This window comes from Actinomadura opuntiae, assembly GCF_030283205.1.
GTDB lineage: Bacteria > Actinomycetota > Actinomycetes > Streptosporangiales > Streptosporangiaceae > Spirillospora.
Window position 1 is genome coordinate 328394 of the sequence record NZ_JASNWF010000005.1, and the last position, 16817, is coordinate 345210.

Annotated in this window: 19 protein-coding genes; 9 read left to right on the forward strand and 10 right to left on the reverse strand. The window is 73.7% G+C overall.

What is annotated here, in order from left to right:
• Positions 1–2: 2 nt before the first annotated feature.
• The 4 genes from QP089_RS12895 to panB all read right to left on the reverse strand — a co-directional run bounded on the left by QP089_RS12895 (position 3) and on the right by panB (position 3334).
• Positions 3–644, reverse strand: coding sequence for an SDR family NAD(P)-dependent oxidoreductase (locus QP089_RS12895; RefSeq protein WP_285911783.1), 642 nt, complete (start codon positions 642–644; stop codon positions 3–5).
• Between the two features lie 58 nt (positions 645–702).
• Positions 703–1473: a TVP38/TMEM64 family protein gene (locus QP089_RS12900; protein WP_285911784.1), complete on the reverse strand. Its 771-nt coding sequence runs from the start codon at positions 1471–1473 to the stop codon at positions 703–705.
• 113 nt (positions 1474–1586) lie between these two features.
• Positions 1587–2387 carry an SAM-dependent methyltransferase gene (locus QP089_RS12905; protein ID WP_285911785.1) on the reverse strand — a complete coding sequence of 267 codons (801 nt, stop codon included), beginning with the start codon at positions 2385–2387 and terminating at the stop codon, positions 1587–1589.
• 86 nt (positions 2388–2473) lie between these two features.
• Entirely contained in the window at positions 2474–3334 is an 861-nt protein-coding gene (gene panB, locus QP089_RS12910; RefSeq protein ID WP_285911786.1) for a 3-methyl-2-oxobutanoate hydroxymethyltransferase, read from the reverse strand.
• Positions 3335–3517: 183 nt separating this feature from the next.
• Here panB and QP089_RS12915 point away from each other — a divergent pair, with 183 nt between their 5' ends.
• A complete protein-coding gene (locus QP089_RS12915; protein WP_285911787.1) occupies positions 3518–4255 on the forward strand; it encodes an SAM-dependent methyltransferase in 738 nt (245 codons plus the stop codon).
• A 79-nt stretch (positions 4256–4334) separates the two neighbouring features.
• Here QP089_RS12915 and QP089_RS12920 read toward each other — a convergent pair whose 3' ends face one another.
• Complete coding sequence (locus QP089_RS12920; RefSeq protein ID WP_285911788.1) at positions 4335–4802, reverse strand: nitroreductase/quinone reductase family protein; 468 nt, start codon at positions 4800–4802, stop codon at positions 4335–4337.
• 62 nt (positions 4803–4864) lie between these two features.
• Between QP089_RS12920 and QP089_RS12925 the strand changes: the two genes are divergently transcribed.
• Both QP089_RS12925 and QP089_RS12930 read left to right on the forward strand, forming a co-directional pair.
• Positions 4865–5458, forward strand: a complete 594-nt coding sequence (locus QP089_RS12925; RefSeq protein WP_285911789.1) for a TetR/AcrR family transcriptional regulator — start codon at positions 4865–4867, stop codon at positions 5456–5458.
• Between the two features lie 105 nt (positions 5459–5563).
• Positions 5564–7399: a serine/threonine-protein kinase gene (locus QP089_RS12930; RefSeq protein WP_285911790.1), complete on the forward strand. Its 1836-nt coding sequence runs from the start codon at positions 5564–5566 to the stop codon at positions 7397–7399.
• A gap of 32 nt (positions 7400–7431) precedes the next feature.
• On the opposite strand, the gene QP089_RS12935 is transcribed toward QP089_RS12930, so the two are convergent.
• The gene (locus QP089_RS12935) at positions 7432–8226 is read right to left on the reverse strand and encodes an FHA domain-containing protein (RefSeq protein ID WP_285911791.1); all 795 of its coding nucleotides are present in this window, start codon (positions 8224–8226) and stop codon (positions 7432–7434) included.
• 170 nt (positions 8227–8396) lie between these two features.
• Between QP089_RS12935 and QP089_RS12940 the strand changes: the two genes are divergently transcribed.
• Positions 8397–8822 carry a ChaB family protein gene (locus QP089_RS12940; RefSeq protein ID WP_285911792.1) on the forward strand — a complete coding sequence of 142 codons (426 nt, stop codon included), beginning with the start codon at positions 8397–8399 and terminating at the stop codon, positions 8820–8822.
• Between the two features lie 75 nt (positions 8823–8897).
• Here QP089_RS12940 and argG read toward each other — a convergent pair whose 3' ends face one another.
• From argG to QP089_RS12955, 3 genes are all read right to left on the reverse strand, one after another.
• Positions 8898–10349, reverse strand: a complete 1452-nt coding sequence (argG, locus tag QP089_RS12945; protein ID WP_285911793.1) for an argininosuccinate synthase — start codon at positions 10347–10349, stop codon at positions 8898–8900.
• A gap of 44 nt (positions 10350–10393) precedes the next feature.
• Positions 10394–10786 carry a styrene monooxygenase/indole monooxygenase family protein gene (locus QP089_RS12950; RefSeq protein ID WP_285911794.1) on the reverse strand — a complete coding sequence of 131 codons (393 nt, stop codon included), beginning with the start codon at positions 10784–10786 and terminating at the stop codon, positions 10394–10396.
• Between the two features lie 68 nt (positions 10787–10854).
• A complete protein-coding gene (locus QP089_RS12955) occupies positions 10855–11763 on the reverse strand; it encodes a LysR substrate-binding domain-containing protein (protein WP_285911795.1) in 909 nt (302 codons plus the stop codon).
• A gap of 73 nt (positions 11764–11836) precedes the next feature.
• Here QP089_RS12955 and QP089_RS12960 point away from each other — a divergent pair, with 73 nt between their 5' ends.
• Entirely contained in the window at positions 11837–12676 is an 840-nt protein-coding gene (locus QP089_RS12960) for an EamA family transporter (RefSeq protein WP_285911796.1), read from the forward strand.
• Between the two features lie 38 nt (positions 12677–12714).
• Here the strand turns inward: QP089_RS12960 and QP089_RS12965 are convergent, their stop codons facing one another.
• Positions 12715–13455 carry a GbsR/MarR family transcriptional regulator gene (locus QP089_RS12965; RefSeq protein ID WP_285911797.1) on the reverse strand — a complete coding sequence of 247 codons (741 nt, stop codon included), beginning with the start codon at positions 13453–13455 and terminating at the stop codon, positions 12715–12717.
• Between the two features lie 235 nt (positions 13456–13690).
• Between QP089_RS12965 and QP089_RS12970 the strand changes: the two genes are divergently transcribed.
• The 4 genes from QP089_RS12970 to QP089_RS12985 all read left to right on the forward strand — a co-directional run bounded on the left by QP089_RS12970 (position 13691) and on the right by QP089_RS12985 (position 16800).
• Positions 13691–14353: a DUF4097 family beta strand repeat-containing protein gene (locus tag QP089_RS12970; RefSeq protein WP_285911798.1), complete on the forward strand. Its 663-nt coding sequence runs from the start codon at positions 13691–13693 to the stop codon at positions 14351–14353.
• Positions 14354–14384: 31 nt separating this feature from the next.
• Entirely contained in the window at positions 14385–15356 is a 972-nt protein-coding gene (locus tag QP089_RS12975; protein ID WP_285911799.1) for an ATP-binding cassette domain-containing protein, read from the forward strand.
• Positions 15353–16126, forward strand: coding sequence for an ABC transporter permease (locus QP089_RS12980; protein ID WP_285911800.1), 774 nt, complete (start codon positions 15353–15355; stop codon positions 16124–16126). Before QP089_RS12975 ends, QP089_RS12980 begins: the two co-directional genes overlap by 4 nt.
• Before the next feature lie 104 nt (positions 16127–16230).
• On the forward strand, positions 16231–16800 hold the full coding sequence (locus QP089_RS12985) for a GNAT family N-acetyltransferase (RefSeq protein ID WP_285911801.1): 570 nt from the start codon (positions 16231–16233) through the stop codon (positions 16798–16800).
• The last annotated feature ends 17 nt before the right edge of the window (positions 16801–16817 follow it).

Consider the following 16817-nt stretch of genomic DNA (forward strand, 5'->3'; position numbering starts at 1 on the left):
GTCTAGGCGGGGGTGTGGACGATCTCCCGCTGCCACTCATCGCGCGGCTGGACGTGCAGGCGCCAGTAGTGCTCGGCGATGCGCTCGGGGTCGAAGAAGGTCCCCGCGGCGACGGGGCCGGCCACGGTCACGCTCGCCGCGTGGACGCCGGACGGCCCGTACTCCTGGTCGAGCAGGGTCACCAGCGTCCGCACCCCGGCCTTGCCGAGCGAGAGGCTGACGTACTCGGGCTTCGGCTCCGGCATGCCGCCGGTGACGATGAACGTGCCGCTCCCGCGCCGCGCCATGTCCGGCGCGACGTGGGCGGCGGCCGTCAGCGCCCCGCCGACGTTGACCGCCCAGGCGTCCAGCTGCTCGCGGGCCGACAGCTCGCCGATCCGGTCCGGCCGGACGAGCGCCGCGTTGTAGACCACGACGTCCGGGACGCCGAACTCGGCCGCCGCCGCGTCGAGGGCGCCGCGCAGCGCCGTCTCGTCGGCGGCGTCGGCGGCCAGCCGGACGACGGGCGCCGCGGCCTCCCCGATCTCGGCGAGCTTCCCGGCGTTGCGTCCGACGAGGGCGACCGGCATCCCCTCGCGGGCGAACCGCCGCGCGACGGCCCGGCCGATCCCCGGCCCCGCCCCGATGACCACTGCTCCCGGCATCTCGTCTCCCTTCGACGGCCGTGACACTAGAGCTTCACACCGGTGTGAAGGTCAAGCGCTAGTCGTCGAGTTCGGCCAGGGCGGGCGCGGTGCCCGCCTCGGCGCCCTCGCCGCGGGACCGGACGTACCGCGACAGCCACCAGCTGAACGCGCTGAGCAGGATCAACCCGACCGGCGCTATCCACACCATGGGGGAACCGGGCTCGCGCAGGGCCTTGCCGAGCCCGGTGTAGACGAGGGTGCCGGGGAGGATCCCGACGAAGGTGCCCGCGATGTAGGGCCCGAACCGGACGCCCGCCACACCGGCGCCGTAGTTCACCACGCCGAACGGGAACAGCCCGACCATCCGCAGCACCAGGATCGACTCGAACGCGCGGCGCGACAGGTAGGCGTCCAGCCGCGCGAGCCGCCCCGAACCGGCGTACCGGGCGACCGCGGGGCGGCCCAGCGCCCTCGCCATCGCGAACGAGAGCGCGGCGCCCGCGGTGGCCCCGACGAGCACCGACCCGACGCCGACGGCGACGCCGAACAGCGCCCCGGCGGAGGCGTTCAGCACCGAGCCCGGCACCAGCGCGGTCACTGCCAGCGCGTAGCAGAGCGCGAAGACCACAGGCCCCCACCAGCCGAGCGAGTCGACCCAGTCGCCGACGTCGCCCCACACCGCGCCGCCGGCCACCGCCACCAGCACCCCGACGCCGAGCAGCGCGGCGCCGAGGACCAGCAGCTTCACGACGGCCCCCCGGCTGACGGCGGGACCCCCGTCCGGCTGCGGTTCCTTCGCTGCCTCGCCGGCACCCGGCAAGGGCGCGGCGGCGGGTTGGCGGCTCATGTCTCTCCTGCGGGCGAGTTTCCGGTGTCCAGGTCACGCTACGAGGCGCGGCGGGTAAAAGCACCACCCCCGCCCCCGTGGCCGCGCTCCGGACGCTCCGGTCGCCGGCCGGGTCAGCGGTCCTTGCGGGCGACGGCGGTCCAGCCGGCGTCGGTGACGTACTCGCCGCCGGCGGGCCGCCACTCGTGCAGCGGGACGACGCCGGGCTCCAGGATCGTCAGGCCGTCCAGCAGCCCGGCCACCTGCTCGCGCGTCCGGGCGACCAGCGCCGCGTTCGCCGACTGCGAACGGTAGGTCTCCCCGACGTTCACGTTGCGTTGCTCCTCCACCGCCGCGTGCGACAGGATCACGTGGCTGCCGGGCGGGACCGCGTCGGTGAACCGCCGGACGATCCCCGCCGGGTCCCGCTCGTCGGGGACGAAGTGCAGCACCGCGACGAACAGCACGCACACCGGCCGGCCGAAGTCGATCAGCCGCCGCACCTGCGGGTCGTCCAGCACCGCGCCGGGCTCGCGCAGGTCGGCCTGGACGACGGCGGTCCGGTCGTCGGCGTCGACCAGCGCCCGCGCGTGCGCGGCCACCAGCGGGTCGTCGTCCACGTAGGCGACCCGCGCGCCGGGCCGCACGGCGCGGGCGACCTCGTGCACGTTGCCCTGCGTCGGCAGCCCGGTGCCGAGATCGAGGAACTGGTCGATGCCGCTCTCGGCGACGAACCGGACCGCCCGCTGCAGGAACGCCCGGTTGGCCCGCGCGACCCCCTCCACCGTCGGCAGCGCCCGCCTGACCTCCTCGGCGGCGAGGCGGTCGCACTCGTAGTTGTCCTTGCCGCCGAGGAAGTAGTCGTACATGCGGGCCACGCTCGGCGTCGTCATGTCGACCACGCCCGGCGGCGGCACGTTCCCGGAGCCGTCCATCGCGAACCCCTCTCCAGCCGCATCAACGGCGATCACCGTCATTGTCGGACATCTGCGCTCAAAGCGGGAATCGCTGCCCGGCCGCGTCAGTGGTAGGCGTGCTCCGCGGCCGGGAAGGCGCCGTTCACGACCTCCTCCGCGAAGGTGCGCACGGCCTCGTCCAGCGTGGCCCGGATGCCCGCGTAGTCCTTGACGAAGCGCGGCACCCGCCCCGGCGTGAGGCCCATCGCGTCCGTCCAGACGAGGACCTGCGCGTCGCAGTTCGGGCCCGCGCCGATCCCGACCGTGGGGATGTCCAGCGCGCCGGTGACCTCGGTGGCCAGCTCCTCCGGCACCGCTTCGAGGACGACCGCGAACGCCCCCGCGGCCTGCACGGCGCGGGCGTCCCGGACGAGCCGCCGCGCCGCCGTCTCGCCGCGGCCCTGCACCCGGTAGCCGCCGAACGCGTTCACCGACTGCGGCGTCAGCCCGAGGTGGCCCATGACGGGGATGCCGGCGGACACCATCATGTCGATCTGGCGGGCGCTGCGCTCCCCGCCCTCCAGCTTGACCGCGCCGACCCCGGCCTCCTTGACCAGCCGCGTCGCGCTGCGCAGCGCCTGCGCCGGACCCGCCTGGTAGCTGCCGAACGGCAGGTCGCCGATGATCAGCGCCCGCTCCGTCCCGCGGACCACCGCGGACGCCAGGACGAGGACCTCCTCCAGCGTCACTGGGACGGTCGAGCCGTACCCCAGGTGGCAGGCGCCCATCGTGTCGCCGACCAGGAGCACGGGGATGCCCGCCTGGTCGAAGACGGACGCGGTCATCGCGTCGTAGGCGGTGAGCATCGGCCATTTCTCGCCGTTCTCCTTGGCGGCGGCGATGTCCCGCACGTTCACGCGGCGGGAGAATTCACCCCCGTAGAGGGACGGCCTGTTCTGCGAGCGGGCATGCGAAACACGCGTCATGACGACGGCTCCCCTTGCTCATCTCGAAGCGCCCTAACGGCGTCTCCGGACTCCCGCCATCCTGACACGCCCGTCCCACCGGGTCGAGACTCCATGTCCGCCGCCCGCCGCGCGGACATGGCACCGGGGCGGGTTCGGGAAACGCGGTTGTGCGCGGGACTTGAACGCGTCAGGCTCGGGCGGATGGATCGTGACCAGATCTCCGGACTCGCCCACGCAGACCATCCCATCGCGGCCCCTCTCGACGACGATTCGGTCCGCAGCCTGCTGGAGCACGGCGTCCCGCGCGGCGACGCCCGCGTCCTCGACCTCGGCTGCGGCGGCGGTGAATGGCTCCTGCGCGCGCTGGCCGCGCATGAGGGGGTGCGGGCCGAGGGCGTCGACATCGACGAAGGGGCGCTGGCGCGTGCCCGCGAGAAGGCGCGCGACCTCGGCGTGGACGAGCGCCTCGTCCTGCACCACCGGGACGCCGCGGAACTCGACCCCTCGCATGAGTTCGACCTGGTGCTCAGTGTCGGCGCCACGCATGCCTTCGGCGGCCTGCTGCCCGCGCTCGCGGCGGCCCGCGAGCACCTGGCCCCCGGCGGGCGCGTCCTGATCGGCGACGGGTACTGGGAACGCGAGCCGTCACCCGCGGCCGTGGCCATGCTCGGCGACTTCGCCGATCTCGCGACCACGGTGGACCGCGTCGTCGCCGACGGGTGGACGCCCGTCTACGGGCACGTCAGCACGCGCCGCGAACTCGACGACTACGAATGGGCGTGGACGGGGTCCCTGGCGTCATGGGCGCTGGAGCACCGGGATGATCCGGAGAGTTCGCAGGCCCTCGCGGCGGCCGCCGAGCACCGCGACGAATGGCTGCGCGTCTACCGGGACTCCTTCGGCTTCGTCTGCCTGGTCCTCCGCCTGACGTCCGCCTGACCCGGACGACGTCCGCCTGACCCGGACGACGTCCGCCTGACCCAGTCCTCCGCCTGACCCAGTCCTCCGCCCGCCTCGTTCAGGACGCCGGTTCCAGGAGGACGATCGGCATCTCGCGGCGCGCGATGCGCAGGTAGTGCCGGAAACCGGGATAGACCTCGATCAGCTCTGGCCACAGGCGCCCGGTCTCCTCCGGGGTCGCCGCGCGGGCGACCATCGCCTGCCGGCGGCCCCGGACGAGGACCTGGCAGCCGGGGTCGGCCTGGAGGTTGAGCCACCAGGCCGGCGGGCGCTCGGAGCCCGCGTTGGTGGCGGCCACGGCGTAGCCGTCCCCGTGGCCGACGTAGGCCAGCGTCGCGTCCCGGACCCGCCCGCTCTTGCGGCCGGTCGTGCTGACCACCAGCAGCGGTGCGCCGAAGAGGGTCCCGGCGACGCGTCCCTTGAACCGCCTCAGCACCCAGGCGTGGGCGCGGCGGGCCAGGACGGCGCCGGGGCCGTGCGCGAGGCGGGGCGTGATGCGCGAGTGGAGCTCTGCCGCTTTCGTCATGCCGCCACCGTCGCACGAGTGTTGACCTGACGTCAACATACCTCTTGATAGCCTTCGGCGTCATGGCGAAGCGACCTCTGGACACCCCCCGGGCCCTCGCGCGCCGCCGCCAGCTCATCGAGGCGGGCTTCGAGCACTTCGCCGACCACGACTACGACGACGTCCAGCTCGACCAGGTCACCAGGGCGATCGGCGTCTCGCACGGGGTCGTCTTCCAGCACTTCGGCACGAAGAAGGGCTTCTACCTGGCGATCGTCGAGCACCTCCTCGACGGCTTCCTCGACTGCGTCGCGCCCCGCGACGACCTTCCCGCCGGCGAACGCCTCGACGCGGGCCTGGCCGGGTACATCGGGTGGGCGGCCGGGCATCCGCGCGGCTTCGCCTCGCTGATCAACGCCACGTCCCGCTTCGCCGAGGTCCGGGAGCTGGTCGAGCGGGCGCGCCGCACGACCATGGAGCTGATCGCGGACGGCCTCGGGCTCGACCTGGCCGAGCCCCGGGTCCGCATCGCGCTGCGCGGCTGGATCGGCGGCCTGGAGGCGACCGTGATCGAGTGGCTCCGCAGCCCCGAGGCCGCCACCGAACGGGAGTTGGCCGAGCGCATGCGGGCCACCCTCGCCGCCGCCCTCGGCCCGGCGGCGGCGCCCGGGCGCTGAGCCCGGCCGTCCGCCGGCGCGGGTCTTCCGCCGGACGGCGTGTGACCGGGGAGTCACGCAGTAGGTTCGTCATGCGCGGCTTTCGGTGTGGCGGGAGGAAGCACGGTGCGGTGGGGAGCGAGGATCGCCGGACGGTACCGGCTCGTCCATGGGCCCGCGCGCGGCGGGTCGAGCGAGGTCTGGCTCGCCGAGGACACCGAGCTGCACCGGCAGGTGGTGCTCAAGCGGGCGCTGACCGGCGGGCGCGGCGCCGCGTTCGGCCGGGTCCGGGCCGAGGCGCGGGCGCTGGCGGCCTTCAACCATCCGAACGTGGTCACGCTGTACGACGTGGTCCCGGTGCGCAGGCGCGGCCGCGTCACGCCGTGGCTGGTGATGGAGTACGTGCCGGGCGGCAGCCTGGCGAAATGGCGGCCGGTCGAGCCCGCGGTCGCGGCCCGCATCGGCGCGCAGATCGCCGCCGCGCTGGAGGCGCTGCACGCCGCGGGGATCGTGCACTGCGACGTCAAGCCGGGCAACATCGTCGTCACCGAGGACCGGACCGCGAAGCTGGCCGACTTCGGCGCCGCGTTCCGCGCCGAGGGGGCGGCGACCCGTCCGAGCGGGGTCGCGCACACCCCCGCCTACGCCGCGCCGGAGGTCGCGCTCGGCCGACCCGAACCCGCGTCCGACGTGTACTCCCTCGGCGCCACCCTGCACGCGCTGATCAGCGGGGCGCCGACGCGGCCCGGAGCGGCCCTCGCAGCCGAGGCCGAACCATTGCACGACGTGCTGGCCTCGATGCTCCAGGACGATCCGGCGGCGCGGCCCGCGCCCGCGGAAGTGCGGCAGCGGCTCGACGAGGCGGCGGGTACGGCGCGCGTGGAACTGCCGGACTACGCGGCCCCGACGCTCGGCGCTCCAGACACCGCACCGGACGACCCGCGCCCCGACCACTCGCTGGTGCGGGGGACGCTGAACTTCGTCAGCGCCCACCGCGGGCTCAGCGCGCTCGGAGCGCTCGCGCTCGCCGCCGCCGTCGTGCTCGCGCTCATGCTCGCGCCGTCGACGGGGAAGGGCCGCCCGGCCGCCTCGTCGACGACCCCCGCGTCCCGCATCGGCGACCAGCGCGGCGCCGACCCCTGCGCGCTGACCGCACCCGGCGCGCTCGGCCGGTTCGGCGAGCCCCGGATCGACGCGCACTACGGCAACTTCAACCGGTGCGACGTGCTGGTGTCGCGCGGCGGGCACGACGACTACGTCGACGTGGAGGTGCAGCTCGACAACGCCTCCGCCCCCGAGGCGACCGGGCTGGTGACGTACGACCGGGGAATCGGCGTCGTGCGGGAGCCCGCCGAGCACGACTCCTGCGAGCGCACGCTGCTGCTACCCGCCCCCGACCAGGACACGAGCGTCTACATCACCGCCGGGCAGGACGGCGGGACGGCGCCGCTGTGCGCCATCGCCGACACCGCGGCCGCGAGCGCCGTCGGCGTCCTGCATCGCGGCCCGATCGCCCGGCGGTCGCCGCCGCCGGCCGCCACCTCGCTGGCGCAGCGCGACACCTGCCTGCTGCTGGACGCCCGGGCCCTCGACGCCGTGCCGGGCATCGACGCCGACGATCCCGACGTCGGGTTCGGCCGGTGGCGGTGCGAATGGCACAGCACCACCCAGGACGTCCAGGTCAAGCTGCGGTTCGACCAGGGCGGGCCGCTCGACGCGCGGGACGGCCGCCCGACCCGGCTGAACGGCCACCCCGCCTTCGTCCAGCCGGACGGCGACGGCGGCGAGGAAAGGTCGTGCCTGGTGCTGATCGTCCACCGGACCTATCCGGGCCCGCACGGCGACGAGATCGCCGAGGTGGTGCATCTCGTAGTCCAGGGGGAGCCGAGCATGCGGCGGCTCTGCTCGATGGCGACGGGCCTCGCCGGCACGGCCGCCGCCGCCCTGCCGCGCGCCGCCTGACCCGCGCGCCGCCTGATCCGCACGGAGCCGGTTCAGCGGGACGGGCCGTCCAGCAGCTCCAGGTCGTCGACGGTCAGGGCGGTGCCGAGCAGCAGCGCCGTGATCAGGTTGTGGTTGATCGTGTTGCCGAGCGGCGGCGGCACGTCCCGCTCCAGGATCCCGTCGACGTCCGGGCTGAGCCGCCTGCGGACCTTCTCCACGATCCGGGCGGCGCGCTTGGCGCTCCAGCGTTCGCGCGGGCGCAGCCGGTGCAGCTCGTCGGCGACCTGCTCCCAGGTGAGCGGCTGCGGCCACGGCTCCCGGCGCAGGTAGCGCTGGCCGAGGCAGGTCAGCGCCAGCCGCTCCGCCGCGTCCAGATCGAAGCCCGCCGGGTCGTGCGTGGGGTCCTCGTGCCGGCCGCGGCCCGCCCCCGGACCGGCCGCGATCCGCACCTCCATCAGGTGCTCCTGCCGCGGCGCGACGATGAACAGCGCCGTGTACGACGCCGGCAGCTCGGTGCGGTGCCCGCCGAGCAGCAGCGGCGCGCCGCTCATCCGGATCGCGAGCCGCCCCGCGTTGTACAGCACCCACCGCGAGTGCTCGCGGGCGATGCGGCCGTGCCGGCGGCTCACGTGGGTGTCGGAGCCGCCGACGCAGACGTGGACGTCCGGTTCGCAGCGGCCGAACACCACGTCGAACCCGGCGTCGGGCGCGACGCGCATCCCGCCTTCGGGGCCCATGACGAACAGCGTGCCGGGCTGCGCCGGCGGGAGTCCCGCGGCGAGGCTCCCGGTCTCCTTGGGGAGGATCTGCACCTTGCTCGCCCGGTTCTGCGCCGTCAGCGTCATGTCCCCTGTCCTTTCCGCGCGTTCCGGAGGTCACGCTAACCGCGCGGGCACGGGAGGGGTCCCGGCTTCGGCCGATGGCGTTCCCGGAGCCTCTCCCGCACATGTGGATGTTCGCTCTGGATGGGTACGCCGTGCACAAGGACGCGATACGCGTACGGAGGAGCAGCACGATGCCGAAGACCACCAGCAAGGGCAAGGCCAAGAAGGAGGAGCTGCCCGACACCATCAAGCGCTCGGACGCCAAGGCGCAGCGCACCTTCGCCAAGGCCCACGACTCGGCCGCCAAGGAGTACGGGGAGGGGCAGCGGGCGCACCGCGTCGCCTACTCCGCGCTCAAGCACACCCACGAGAAGGTCGGGGACCACTGGGAGCCGAAGGCCAAGGGCGCCAAGGGACCCTCGGACAAGCAGGCCGAGGGCGGCGTCGGCACCTCGCGCAGCACCGCGGGCGGCGTGGACGCCAACGCGTCCAAGAAGCACCTCTACGACGTCGCCAAGCGGCTGGACGTCTCGGGCCGCTCCACCATGAGCAAGAAGGAACTCGTCAAGGCCATCGAGAAGGCCAACAACCGCAAGACCGCCAAGGCGAGGTCCTGACACGCATGCGCGAGGCCCGTCCGGTGCGAACCGGACGGGCCTCGCGCATGCCGTGGGGCCGGTCGGTGCCGTGACTCAGTCGGTGCCGAACTCCATCGCGGCGGCGTCGAGGAGTTCCTCGCCGGTGGTCGTCTCGCCGCGGGACGCGATGGCCTGGGCGCCGCCGGCGTCCATCGCGCCGATCAGCCCGGTCGAGGCGGCCTGCGCGGCGCCGATCAGCGCCGGGTGTGCGGCGTCCCCGACCATGCCGAGCCCCGCGTACTGCTCGAGCCGGGCGCGGGAGTCGGCGATGTCGAGGTTGCGCATGGTGAGCTGGCCGATGCGGTCGACGGGCCCGAACGCGGAGTCCTCGGTGCGCTCCATGGACAGCTTGTCCGGGTGGTAGCTGAACGCGGGGCCGGAGGTGTCGAGGATCGAGTAGTCCTCGCCGCGCCGCAGCCGCAGCGTCACCTCGCCGGTGACGGCGGTGCCGACCCAGCGCTGGAGCGACTCGCGCAGCATCAGCGCCTGCGGGTCGAGCCAGCGGCCCTCGTACATCAGCCGGCCGAGCCGGCGGCCCTCGCTCTGGTAGGTGGCGAGGGTGTCCTCGTTGTGGATGGCGTTGACGAGCCGCTCGTAGGCGGCGTGCAGCAGCGCCATGCCGGGCGCCTCGTAGACGCCGCGGCTCTTGGCCTCGATGACCCGGTTCTCGATCTGGTCGGACATGCCCATGCCGTGCCGCCCGCCGATGGCGTTGGCCTCCAGCACCAGGTCGACGGCGGAGGCGAACTCCTTGCCGTTGATCGTCACCGGGCGGCCCTGCGCGAAGCCGATCGTCACGTCCTCGGCGAGGATCTCCACCTCGGGGTCCCAGAACCGCACGCCCATGATCGGGTCGACGATCTCGATGCCGGCGTCGAGGTGCTCCAGCGCCTTGGCCTCGTGGGTGGCGCCCCAGATGTTGGCGTCGGTGGAGTAGGCCTTCTCGGTGCTGTCGCGGTAGGGCAGGCCGCGCTCCTGCAGCCACTCCGACATCTCCTTGCGGCCGCCGAGCTCGCTGACGAAGTCGGCGTCCAGCCACGGCTTGTAGATCCGCAGGGACGGGTTGGCGAGCAGGCCGTAGCGGTAGAACCGCTCGATGTCGTTGCCCTTGTAGGTGGAGCCGTCGCCCCAGATCTGGACGTCGTCCTCCAGCATGGCGCGCACCAGCAGGGTGCCGGTGACGGCGCGGCCGAGCGGGGTGGTGTTGAAGTAGGCGCGGCCGGCGGAGCGGATGTGGAACGCTCCGCACGCCAGCGCCGCGAGCCCCTCCTCGACCAGGGCCTCCCGGCAGTCGACCAGCCGGGCGACCTGCGCGCCGTAGTCGGTGGCGCGGCCCGGCACCGAGGCGATGTCGGGCTCGTCGTACTGGCCGATGTCGGCGGTGTAGGTGCAGGGCACGGCGCCCTTCTCGCGCATCCACGCGACCGCTACGGAGGTGTCGAGGCCGCCGGAGAAGGCGATCCCGACGCGCTGGCCGACAGGCAGAGAGGTGAGCACCTTGGACATGAGAAGAAGTATGCACCCCATTGCATGAACATGCAACACCCGGATCAGGCGAGGTGGCCGGCGGGGTCGGGGCGGTCGTCCCAGCAGTCGAACGGGCCGCCCGGGACCGCCTCCCAGAACACGATGTCGCAGGGCCCGGTGCCGGCACAGCCCGGCATGGAGGACAGCTCGCCGATCTGGGGAGCGGCGTTGATCCGGACGTGCGGCTCGGGATAGCCGGGCCACGGCGTCATCCCGTGCAGGTAGATGCACGACAGGTGCCGCTGCGGACGGTCGTACGGCGAGCGGCTCGCGTCCCGCTCGAACACCTCGACCAGGTCGCCGCGGCCCGCCGCGACGATCGTCAGGTCGTACCGGGCGGCGAATCCCTCCAGGTCGGCGGCCGTCGCGGTGTGGTACTCGCGCCGCGTCTCCTCCGGCGTCCGCGCCGAGACCACGGTGACCTCGTAGCCTTCGGCCCGCAGGCACAGCGCCGGTTGCAGACCCGCCTGTCCCGCTCCGACGATCAGGACAACCGGCCACCCGCAACGCCCCGCAGAGCCGCCAGGCCGTGCGCGATCGGCGGCTGCCGCTCGCTGCCCCGCCGCACGCACGCGACAAGCCGCCGCTTCGGAACCGGGCTCCCGCGCAGCGGTACGCGGACGGCCTCGTCGCGCGGCGGCAGCGGCGCGAGCCGGGGCACCAGCGCGACGCCGAACCCGTGCGCGACCAGCGACGACACCGCGAACCACTCGTTGGCCTCGTGCGCGATGCGCGGGACGTATCCGGCGGCGGCGCAGGCGGCGAGCAGCAGCTGGTGCTGGTCGCGCCGGTCCGGATACCCGATCCACGCCTCCCCCGCCGCGTCGGCGAGCCGGGCCGCCGCGCCTCGCGCGAGCGGATGCCCGGCCGGCACCAGGAGATCCTGCGGCTCGTCCAGCAACGTCGACAGGGTGAACCGGGCGTCGTCCGGCCCGGGGACCTCCTCGCTCGGGATCACCACGGCGATGTCGGCGCGGTGCGCCAGCAGCAGGTGCGCGGCGTCCTCGCTGTCCTGCTCGGACATGCGGACGTTCAGCCCCGGATGCTCGGCCCGCAGCCGCGCGGCGGCGGGCGCGACGAGCATCGCCAGCGCGCTGGACACGCTGCAGAACCGCACCTGGCCCGACGTCCCGGACCGGTGCTCGGCGAGGTCGGCGCGGGCCCGCTCCCACTGCGCGGACAGGACGTCGGCGTGCCGCAGCACGGTGTGCGCCGCCGGGGTGAGCCGCACCCTGCGCCCCTGTGCCTCCAGCAGCTCGACGCCGAGGTCGCGCGCGAGCTGCTTGAGCTGCTGGGACACCGTGGAGGGCGTCAGATGCAGCGCCTCGGCGGCGGCGGTGACGGTGCCGCGCTCGCGCAGCACCCGCAGGGTTTGCAACCGGTGGTCGATCATTCGGCCATTCAACATGGTTCTCCGCGAAATCTTCCGATGGACCCGAACGATCTGGTGATCACAGACTGGCCGTATGGCCTGCGGAACCGACCATCCCGAGCGGTACGCCGTCCCCGCCCCGCTGTTCGTCCTGGGCAGCGTCGTCTCGATCCAGGCCGGCCAGGCCTGCGGGAAGGGGATGTTCGCGATCGCCGGCACCGCGGGCGTGGTCGTCCTGCGGCTGGGGTTCGCGGCGGCCGTCCTGCTCCTGCTGGGGCGCCCGCCGTTCCCGCGCGGCTCGCTCGGGCTGACCGCCGCCCTGGGCGCGGCGATCGCCGGGATGCACCTCGTCTATCCGGCGATGCAGCGGCTGCCGGTGGGCGTCGCGTCGGCGTTCCAGTTCCTCGGCCCGCTGACGCTCGCGCTGGTGAAGGCGCGGCGGCCGGTGGACCTGCTGTGGGCGGCGCTCGCCGGGGCCGGGGTCTTCCTGATGGACGGCCCGGGCGGCGCGCCCGTCTCGGCGTCCGGTGTCGCCCTCGCGGTCGGGTCGGGCGCGTGCATGGCGGCCTACCTGGTCCTGAACAAGCGCGCCGGCGAGCAGCCGGGGTCGCCGCTGGCCTGGGGAGTCGCGTTCGGGGCGGTGCTCGTCCTGCCGCTCGCCCCGGCGGCCGGCGGCGCGCTCGCGCATCCGGGCATCCTCGCGGCGGGCCTCGGCCTCGCCGTGCTGTCGGCCGTCCTGCCGTGGTCGCTCGACCAGGCCGCGCTGCGCCGGATGCCGGAGCGCGCGGTCGCCGTCATGGTCAGCCTCGAACCCGCCGCCGGCGCCGTCGCCGGCCTCGTCCTGCTCGGCGAGCACCTGGCCTGGACGCAGTGGGCCGCGATCGCCTGCGTCTGCGCCGCGTCCGGCGGCGCTTCGTGTTTCAGGCGGGTGTGATCCGCACCCTAGCACCAAAACCGATCAATGATCGCTTTTCAAGCCCCCGCGGTTCCGTCCGGGGACGCTTCGGCGCCGGTGTGCAGGACCTCGCGTCCCTGCTCGGCGGCGCGGGTGATGCTCTCGCTGACGTAGTCGAGGAAGCGGGCGGCGCCCTCCAGGCGGGCGGCGGCGGGCGTGCCGGCGCCGAGGACGAAGACGCCCTGCTGCGCGGTCTCGATGATCGGGACGAGGGCCCGCGCGCTGGCGATCATCGACTGGTACCAGACGTCGTCGTCGACGACGTAGCGCTCGCGGCGGCCCTCCTCGCGCTCGCGGCGGACCAGGCCCTGGCTCTCCAGGAACGTGATCGCCTTGGAGATGGACGCCGGGCTGACCTGGAGGAGCCGGACGAGCTCGGACGCGGTGAGGCAGCCGGAATCGGTGGTGTAGAGGCAGGCCATCACCCGGGCCATCATCTTGGGCGTGCCGGAGGCCATGAAGACGGTGGTGAACGTCTCCTGCAGCTCCCGCACGGCCTCGGGGTCGCGCCCGTGGGCCTGCGGGGGCGCCTGCGGGCCGCGGGGCGCGGCCTGCCGGCGCCGGTGCGCGCGCCGTTCGGTGGCGCGGTGGGCGAGGTCGGCGCGATAGCCGGCGGGGCCGCCGTTGCGCATGACCTCCCGCGTGATCGTCGAGGTCGGACGATCGAGGCGGCGGGCGATCTCGGCGTAGGCGAGCCCGTCGGCCAGCCCCAGCGCGATCTGCTGGCGGTCCTGCTGGGTGAGCCTGCCTCCGGGCATCGCGTTCTCCTCCGTGCCGCTTCCCCTGGTCCCCGACAGGCCCCACGATAGCGTTCACTTCCCATCCAATGCAACGAGCGAGGGCGTTGCGTTGCATTACTTTCAGGATCGTTGCAACACTTTTCGCGGCTTGACCTGTGAAAATAGTGAAATCATGCAACGAAACTGTTGCCGCTATCTGGAAAGCAACGTAGCGTTTGCGATGTCAGAAACGAGACGCCGCAAGGAGCACACGATGAACGCCTTCGCCACCCCCGCCCCGATCACCGCCGCCTTCGACGTCCCCGCCGGCCGCGTGGAGGTCATCGCCGCCGACCGCACCGACACCGTGGTCGAGGTCCGGCCCGCCAACGCCGCCAAGGGCCGCGACGTCAAGGCCGCCGAGCAGGCCGCGGTCGAGTTCGCCGACGGGGTCCTGACCGTCCGGGCCGCGACCGGCGACCGGTACCTCGGCGGCTCCGGGGCCATCGAGGTGACCGTCCAGCTGCCCGCCGGTTCCCGGGTCGAGGCCACGGCGGCCAGCACCGAGTTCCGCGCCGTCGGACGGCTCGGCGACGTCGCCTTCGACGGCGCGTACCGGCAGATCAAGATCGACGAGGCGGCGGGCGTCCGGCTCACCGCGACCGACGGCGACGTCGAGGTCGGCCGCCTCGCCGGCCCCGCCGAGATCAGCACCGCCCGCGGCGACATCCGGATCGCCGAGGCGACGGGCGGCGCGGTCGTGCTGCGCACCCGGTCCGGCGACATCACGGTCGGCGCCGCCCCCGGCGTCTCGGCCTCCCTGGACGCCCGCACCTCCTACGGCCGCGTCACCAACAGCCTCAAGAACGACGGCACCGCCGCCCTGACCATCGACGCCGCCACCTCCCACGGCGACATCGCCGCCCGCAGCCTCTGACCCGCACACCCCGCCTCGAGGAGCACCCCCCATGACGAACCTGGCCATCCAAGCGAACGGACTGCGCAAGTCCTACCGCGACAAGACCGGCGAGAAGGTCGTGCTGGACGGCATCGACCTGGCCGTCCCCGAAGGAACGATCTTCTCCCTGCTCGGCCCGAACGGCGCCGGCAAGACCACCACCGTCCAGATCCTGTCCACCCTGATCCCCGCCGACGGCGGCACCGTCCGCGTCGCCGGCCACGACCTGGGTCGGCAGCCCGACGACGTGCGCGGCGCGATCGGCGTCACCGGCCAGTACTCGGCCGTCGACAAGCTGCTCACCGGCGAGGAGAACCTCCTCCTCATGGCCGACCTCAAGCACCTGTCCCGCAAGGACGGCAAGCGGAGGGCCGGGGAACTGCTGGAGCGGTTCGACCTGGTCGAGGCCGCCCGCAAGCCCGCCTCCACCTACTCCGGCGGCATGCGGCGCCGCCTCGACCTGGCGATGACCCTGGTCGGCGACCCCCGCCTCATCTTCCTGGACGAGCCCACCACCGGCCTGGACCCGCGCAGCCGCCGCTCCATGTGGCAGATCGTCCGGGAGCTGGTCGCCGGCGGCGTCACCATCTTCCTCACCACCCAGTACCTGGAGGAGGCCGACCAGCTCGCCGACCACATCGCCCTGCTCGACCACGGGCGGCTGATCGCCGAGGGCACCGCCGACGAGCTCAAGCGGCTCATCCCCGGCGGCCACGTGTCGCTGCGGTTCACCGACGACGACGCGCTCGGCGACGCCCTCCGCGCGCTCGGCGAGGGATTCGTCGACCCCTCCGACGACGACCGGCTCACCCTCCAGGTCCCCTCCGACGGCGGCGTCGCGTCCCTGCGCGGCCTGCTCGCCCGGCTGGACGCGGCCGGGATCGAGCCCGCCGGCCTCGGCGTCCACACCCCCGACCTCGACGACGTCTTCCTCACCCTCACCGGCCAGCACACCGACCAGAAGCAGGAGGCCACCCGATGAGCGCCCTCGCCCTCGCCATGCGCGACTCCAACACGATGGTCCGCCGCCAGCTCAAGCGCCTGATCCGCTACCCGTCCATGACCGTGCAGCTGATCATCACGCCCGTCATCCTGCTGCTGCTGTTCGTGTACGTCCTCGGCGGCACCCTCGGCAACGGCCTGGGCGGCGGACGCGGCGCCTACGTCAACTACGTCGTCCCCGGCATCCTGCTCATGGCGGCGGCCACCGCCGCCACCGGGACCGCCGTCATGGTCGCCACCGACATGACCGAGGGCATCGTCGCCCGCTTCCGCACCATGCGGATCTCCCGGGCGTCGGTCCTGACCGGCCACGTCGTCGGCAGCGTGATCCAGCAGCTGCTCGGGATGGCCGTCCTGGTCGGCATCGCCCTGGCGATCGGCTTCCGCCCCAACGCCACGCCCCTGGAGTGGCTCGCCGCCGTCGGCCTGCTGACCCTGTTCTTCGTGGCCGTCACCTGGCTCGCGGTCGCCCTCGGCCTCAGGTCCCCGACCCCCGAGGCCGCCAGCAACGCCCCGATGCCGCTGATCCTGCTGCCCTTTCTCGGCAGCGGCTTCGTCCCGACCGACTCGATGCCCGCCGCGCTGCGCTGGTTCGCCGACTACCAGCCCTTCACTCCGATCATGGAGACCGTCCGCGGCCTCCTGCTCGGCACCTCGATCGGCAACAGCGCCGCCATCGCCGTCGCCTGGTGCGCCGGCATCGCCCTCCTCTCCTACCTCTGGGCCAAGCACACCTTCAACAAGGCCTGACCATCCGGCTCCCAGGGCCGTCGGACCACCCGGGTCCGGCGGCCCTGACGCTTTGGCGGGCCCTGGACGACCCGCGCCCCCAGCGGCTCACGGAGGATGTCCTCATGCTCTCCCCTCGGTTCGGCACCGACATCACGATCAGCGGGCTCGGCCTGACCCTGCGCGAGTGGACCGACGACGACGTTCCCGCCATGGCGGACCTGTTCGACGATCCGGACGTCGCGCGGTTCACCCCGCTGCGCTCCCCGTTCGACCGGGACGCCGCCCGCGACTACCTCGACGCGGCCCGGCGGGCGCGCGCCGAGGACCGCAAGCTCCAGCTGGCGATCACCAGCGACGGGCGCGCGCCGCAGGGCGAGGTCCTCCTCTTCCGCTGCGTCGCCGACGACCCCGCCCACCGCTTCGGCGGGCCGGCCGCCGAACTCGGCTACGCCATCGGTCCCCGGCACCGCCGCCAGGGCCTGGCGTCCCGGGCCGTCCGGCTCCTCGCCGGGTACGCGCGCGAGACGCTCGGGTTCAGCACCGTGGTGCTGCGGATCGATCCCGACAACGCCGGAAGCGAGCGCGTCGCGCAGGCGAGCGGCTTCGAGCTGACGGACCTGGCTCCGATGAGCCGGGGGACCGTCCGGGACCGGCTGCTGACCTGGCGGCACGTCGCCGGAGACGCCGGGTAAAGCCATCGTGTGGGCGG

Excerpts from the sequence above, each read along its gene's own strand:
- QP089_RS12960 (WP_285911796.1), top strand. The coding sequence starts at position 11,837 with ATGGCCTGCGGAACCGACCATCCCGAGCGGTACGCCGTCCCCGCCCCG.
- QP089_RS12925 (WP_285911789.1), top strand. The coding sequence starts at position 4,865 with ATGGCGAAGCGACCTCTGGACACCCCCCGGGCCCTCGCGCGCCGCCGC.
- QP089_RS12900 (WP_285911784.1), bottom strand. The coding sequence starts at position 1,473 with ATGAGCCGCCAACCCGCCGCCGCGCCCTTGCCGGGTGCCGGCGAGGCA.
- QP089_RS12905 (WP_285911785.1), bottom strand. The coding sequence starts at position 2,387 with ATGGACGGCTCCGGGAACGTGCCGCCGCCGGGCGTGGTCGACATGACG.
- QP089_RS12935 (WP_285911791.1), bottom strand. The coding sequence starts at position 8,226 with ATGACGCTGACGGCGCAGAACCGGGCGAGCAAGGTGCAGATCCTCCCC.
- QP089_RS12965 (WP_285911797.1), bottom strand. The coding sequence starts at position 13,455 with ATGCCCGGAGGCAGGCTCACCCAGCAGGACCGCCAGCAGATCGCGCTG.
- QP089_RS12915 (WP_285911787.1), top strand. The coding sequence starts at position 3,518 with ATGGATCGTGACCAGATCTCCGGACTCGCCCACGCAGACCATCCCATC.
- QP089_RS12985 (WP_285911801.1), top strand. The coding sequence starts at position 16,231 with ATGCTCTCCCCTCGGTTCGGCACCGACATCACGATCAGCGGGCTCGGC.
- argG (WP_285911793.1), bottom strand. The coding sequence starts at position 10,349 with ATGTCCAAGGTGCTCACCTCTCTGCCTGTCGGCCAGCGCGTCGGGATC.
- QP089_RS12975 (WP_285911799.1), top strand. The coding sequence starts at position 14,385 with ATGACGAACCTGGCCATCCAAGCGAACGGACTGCGCAAGTCCTACCGC.
- QP089_RS12955 (WP_285911795.1), bottom strand. The coding sequence starts at position 11,763 with ATGATCGACCACCGGTTGCAAACCCTGCGGGTGCTGCGCGAGCGCGGC.
- QP089_RS12980 (WP_285911800.1), top strand. The coding sequence starts at position 15,353 with ATGAGCGCCCTCGCCCTCGCCATGCGCGACTCCAACACGATGGTCCGC.
- QP089_RS12895 (WP_285911783.1), bottom strand. The coding sequence starts at position 644 with ATGCCGGGAGCAGTGGTCATCGGGGCGGGGCCGGGGATCGGCCGGGCC.
- panB (WP_285911786.1), bottom strand. The coding sequence starts at position 3,334 with ATGACGCGTGTTTCGCATGCCCGCTCGCAGAACAGGCCGTCCCTCTAC.
- QP089_RS12920 (WP_285911788.1), bottom strand. The coding sequence starts at position 4,802 with ATGACGAAAGCGGCAGAGCTCCACTCGCGCATCACGCCCCGCCTCGCG.
- QP089_RS12940 (WP_285911792.1), top strand. The coding sequence starts at position 8,397 with ATGCCGAAGACCACCAGCAAGGGCAAGGCCAAGAAGGAGGAGCTGCCC.
- QP089_RS12970 (WP_285911798.1), top strand. The coding sequence starts at position 13,691 with ATGAACGCCTTCGCCACCCCCGCCCCGATCACCGCCGCCTTCGACGTC.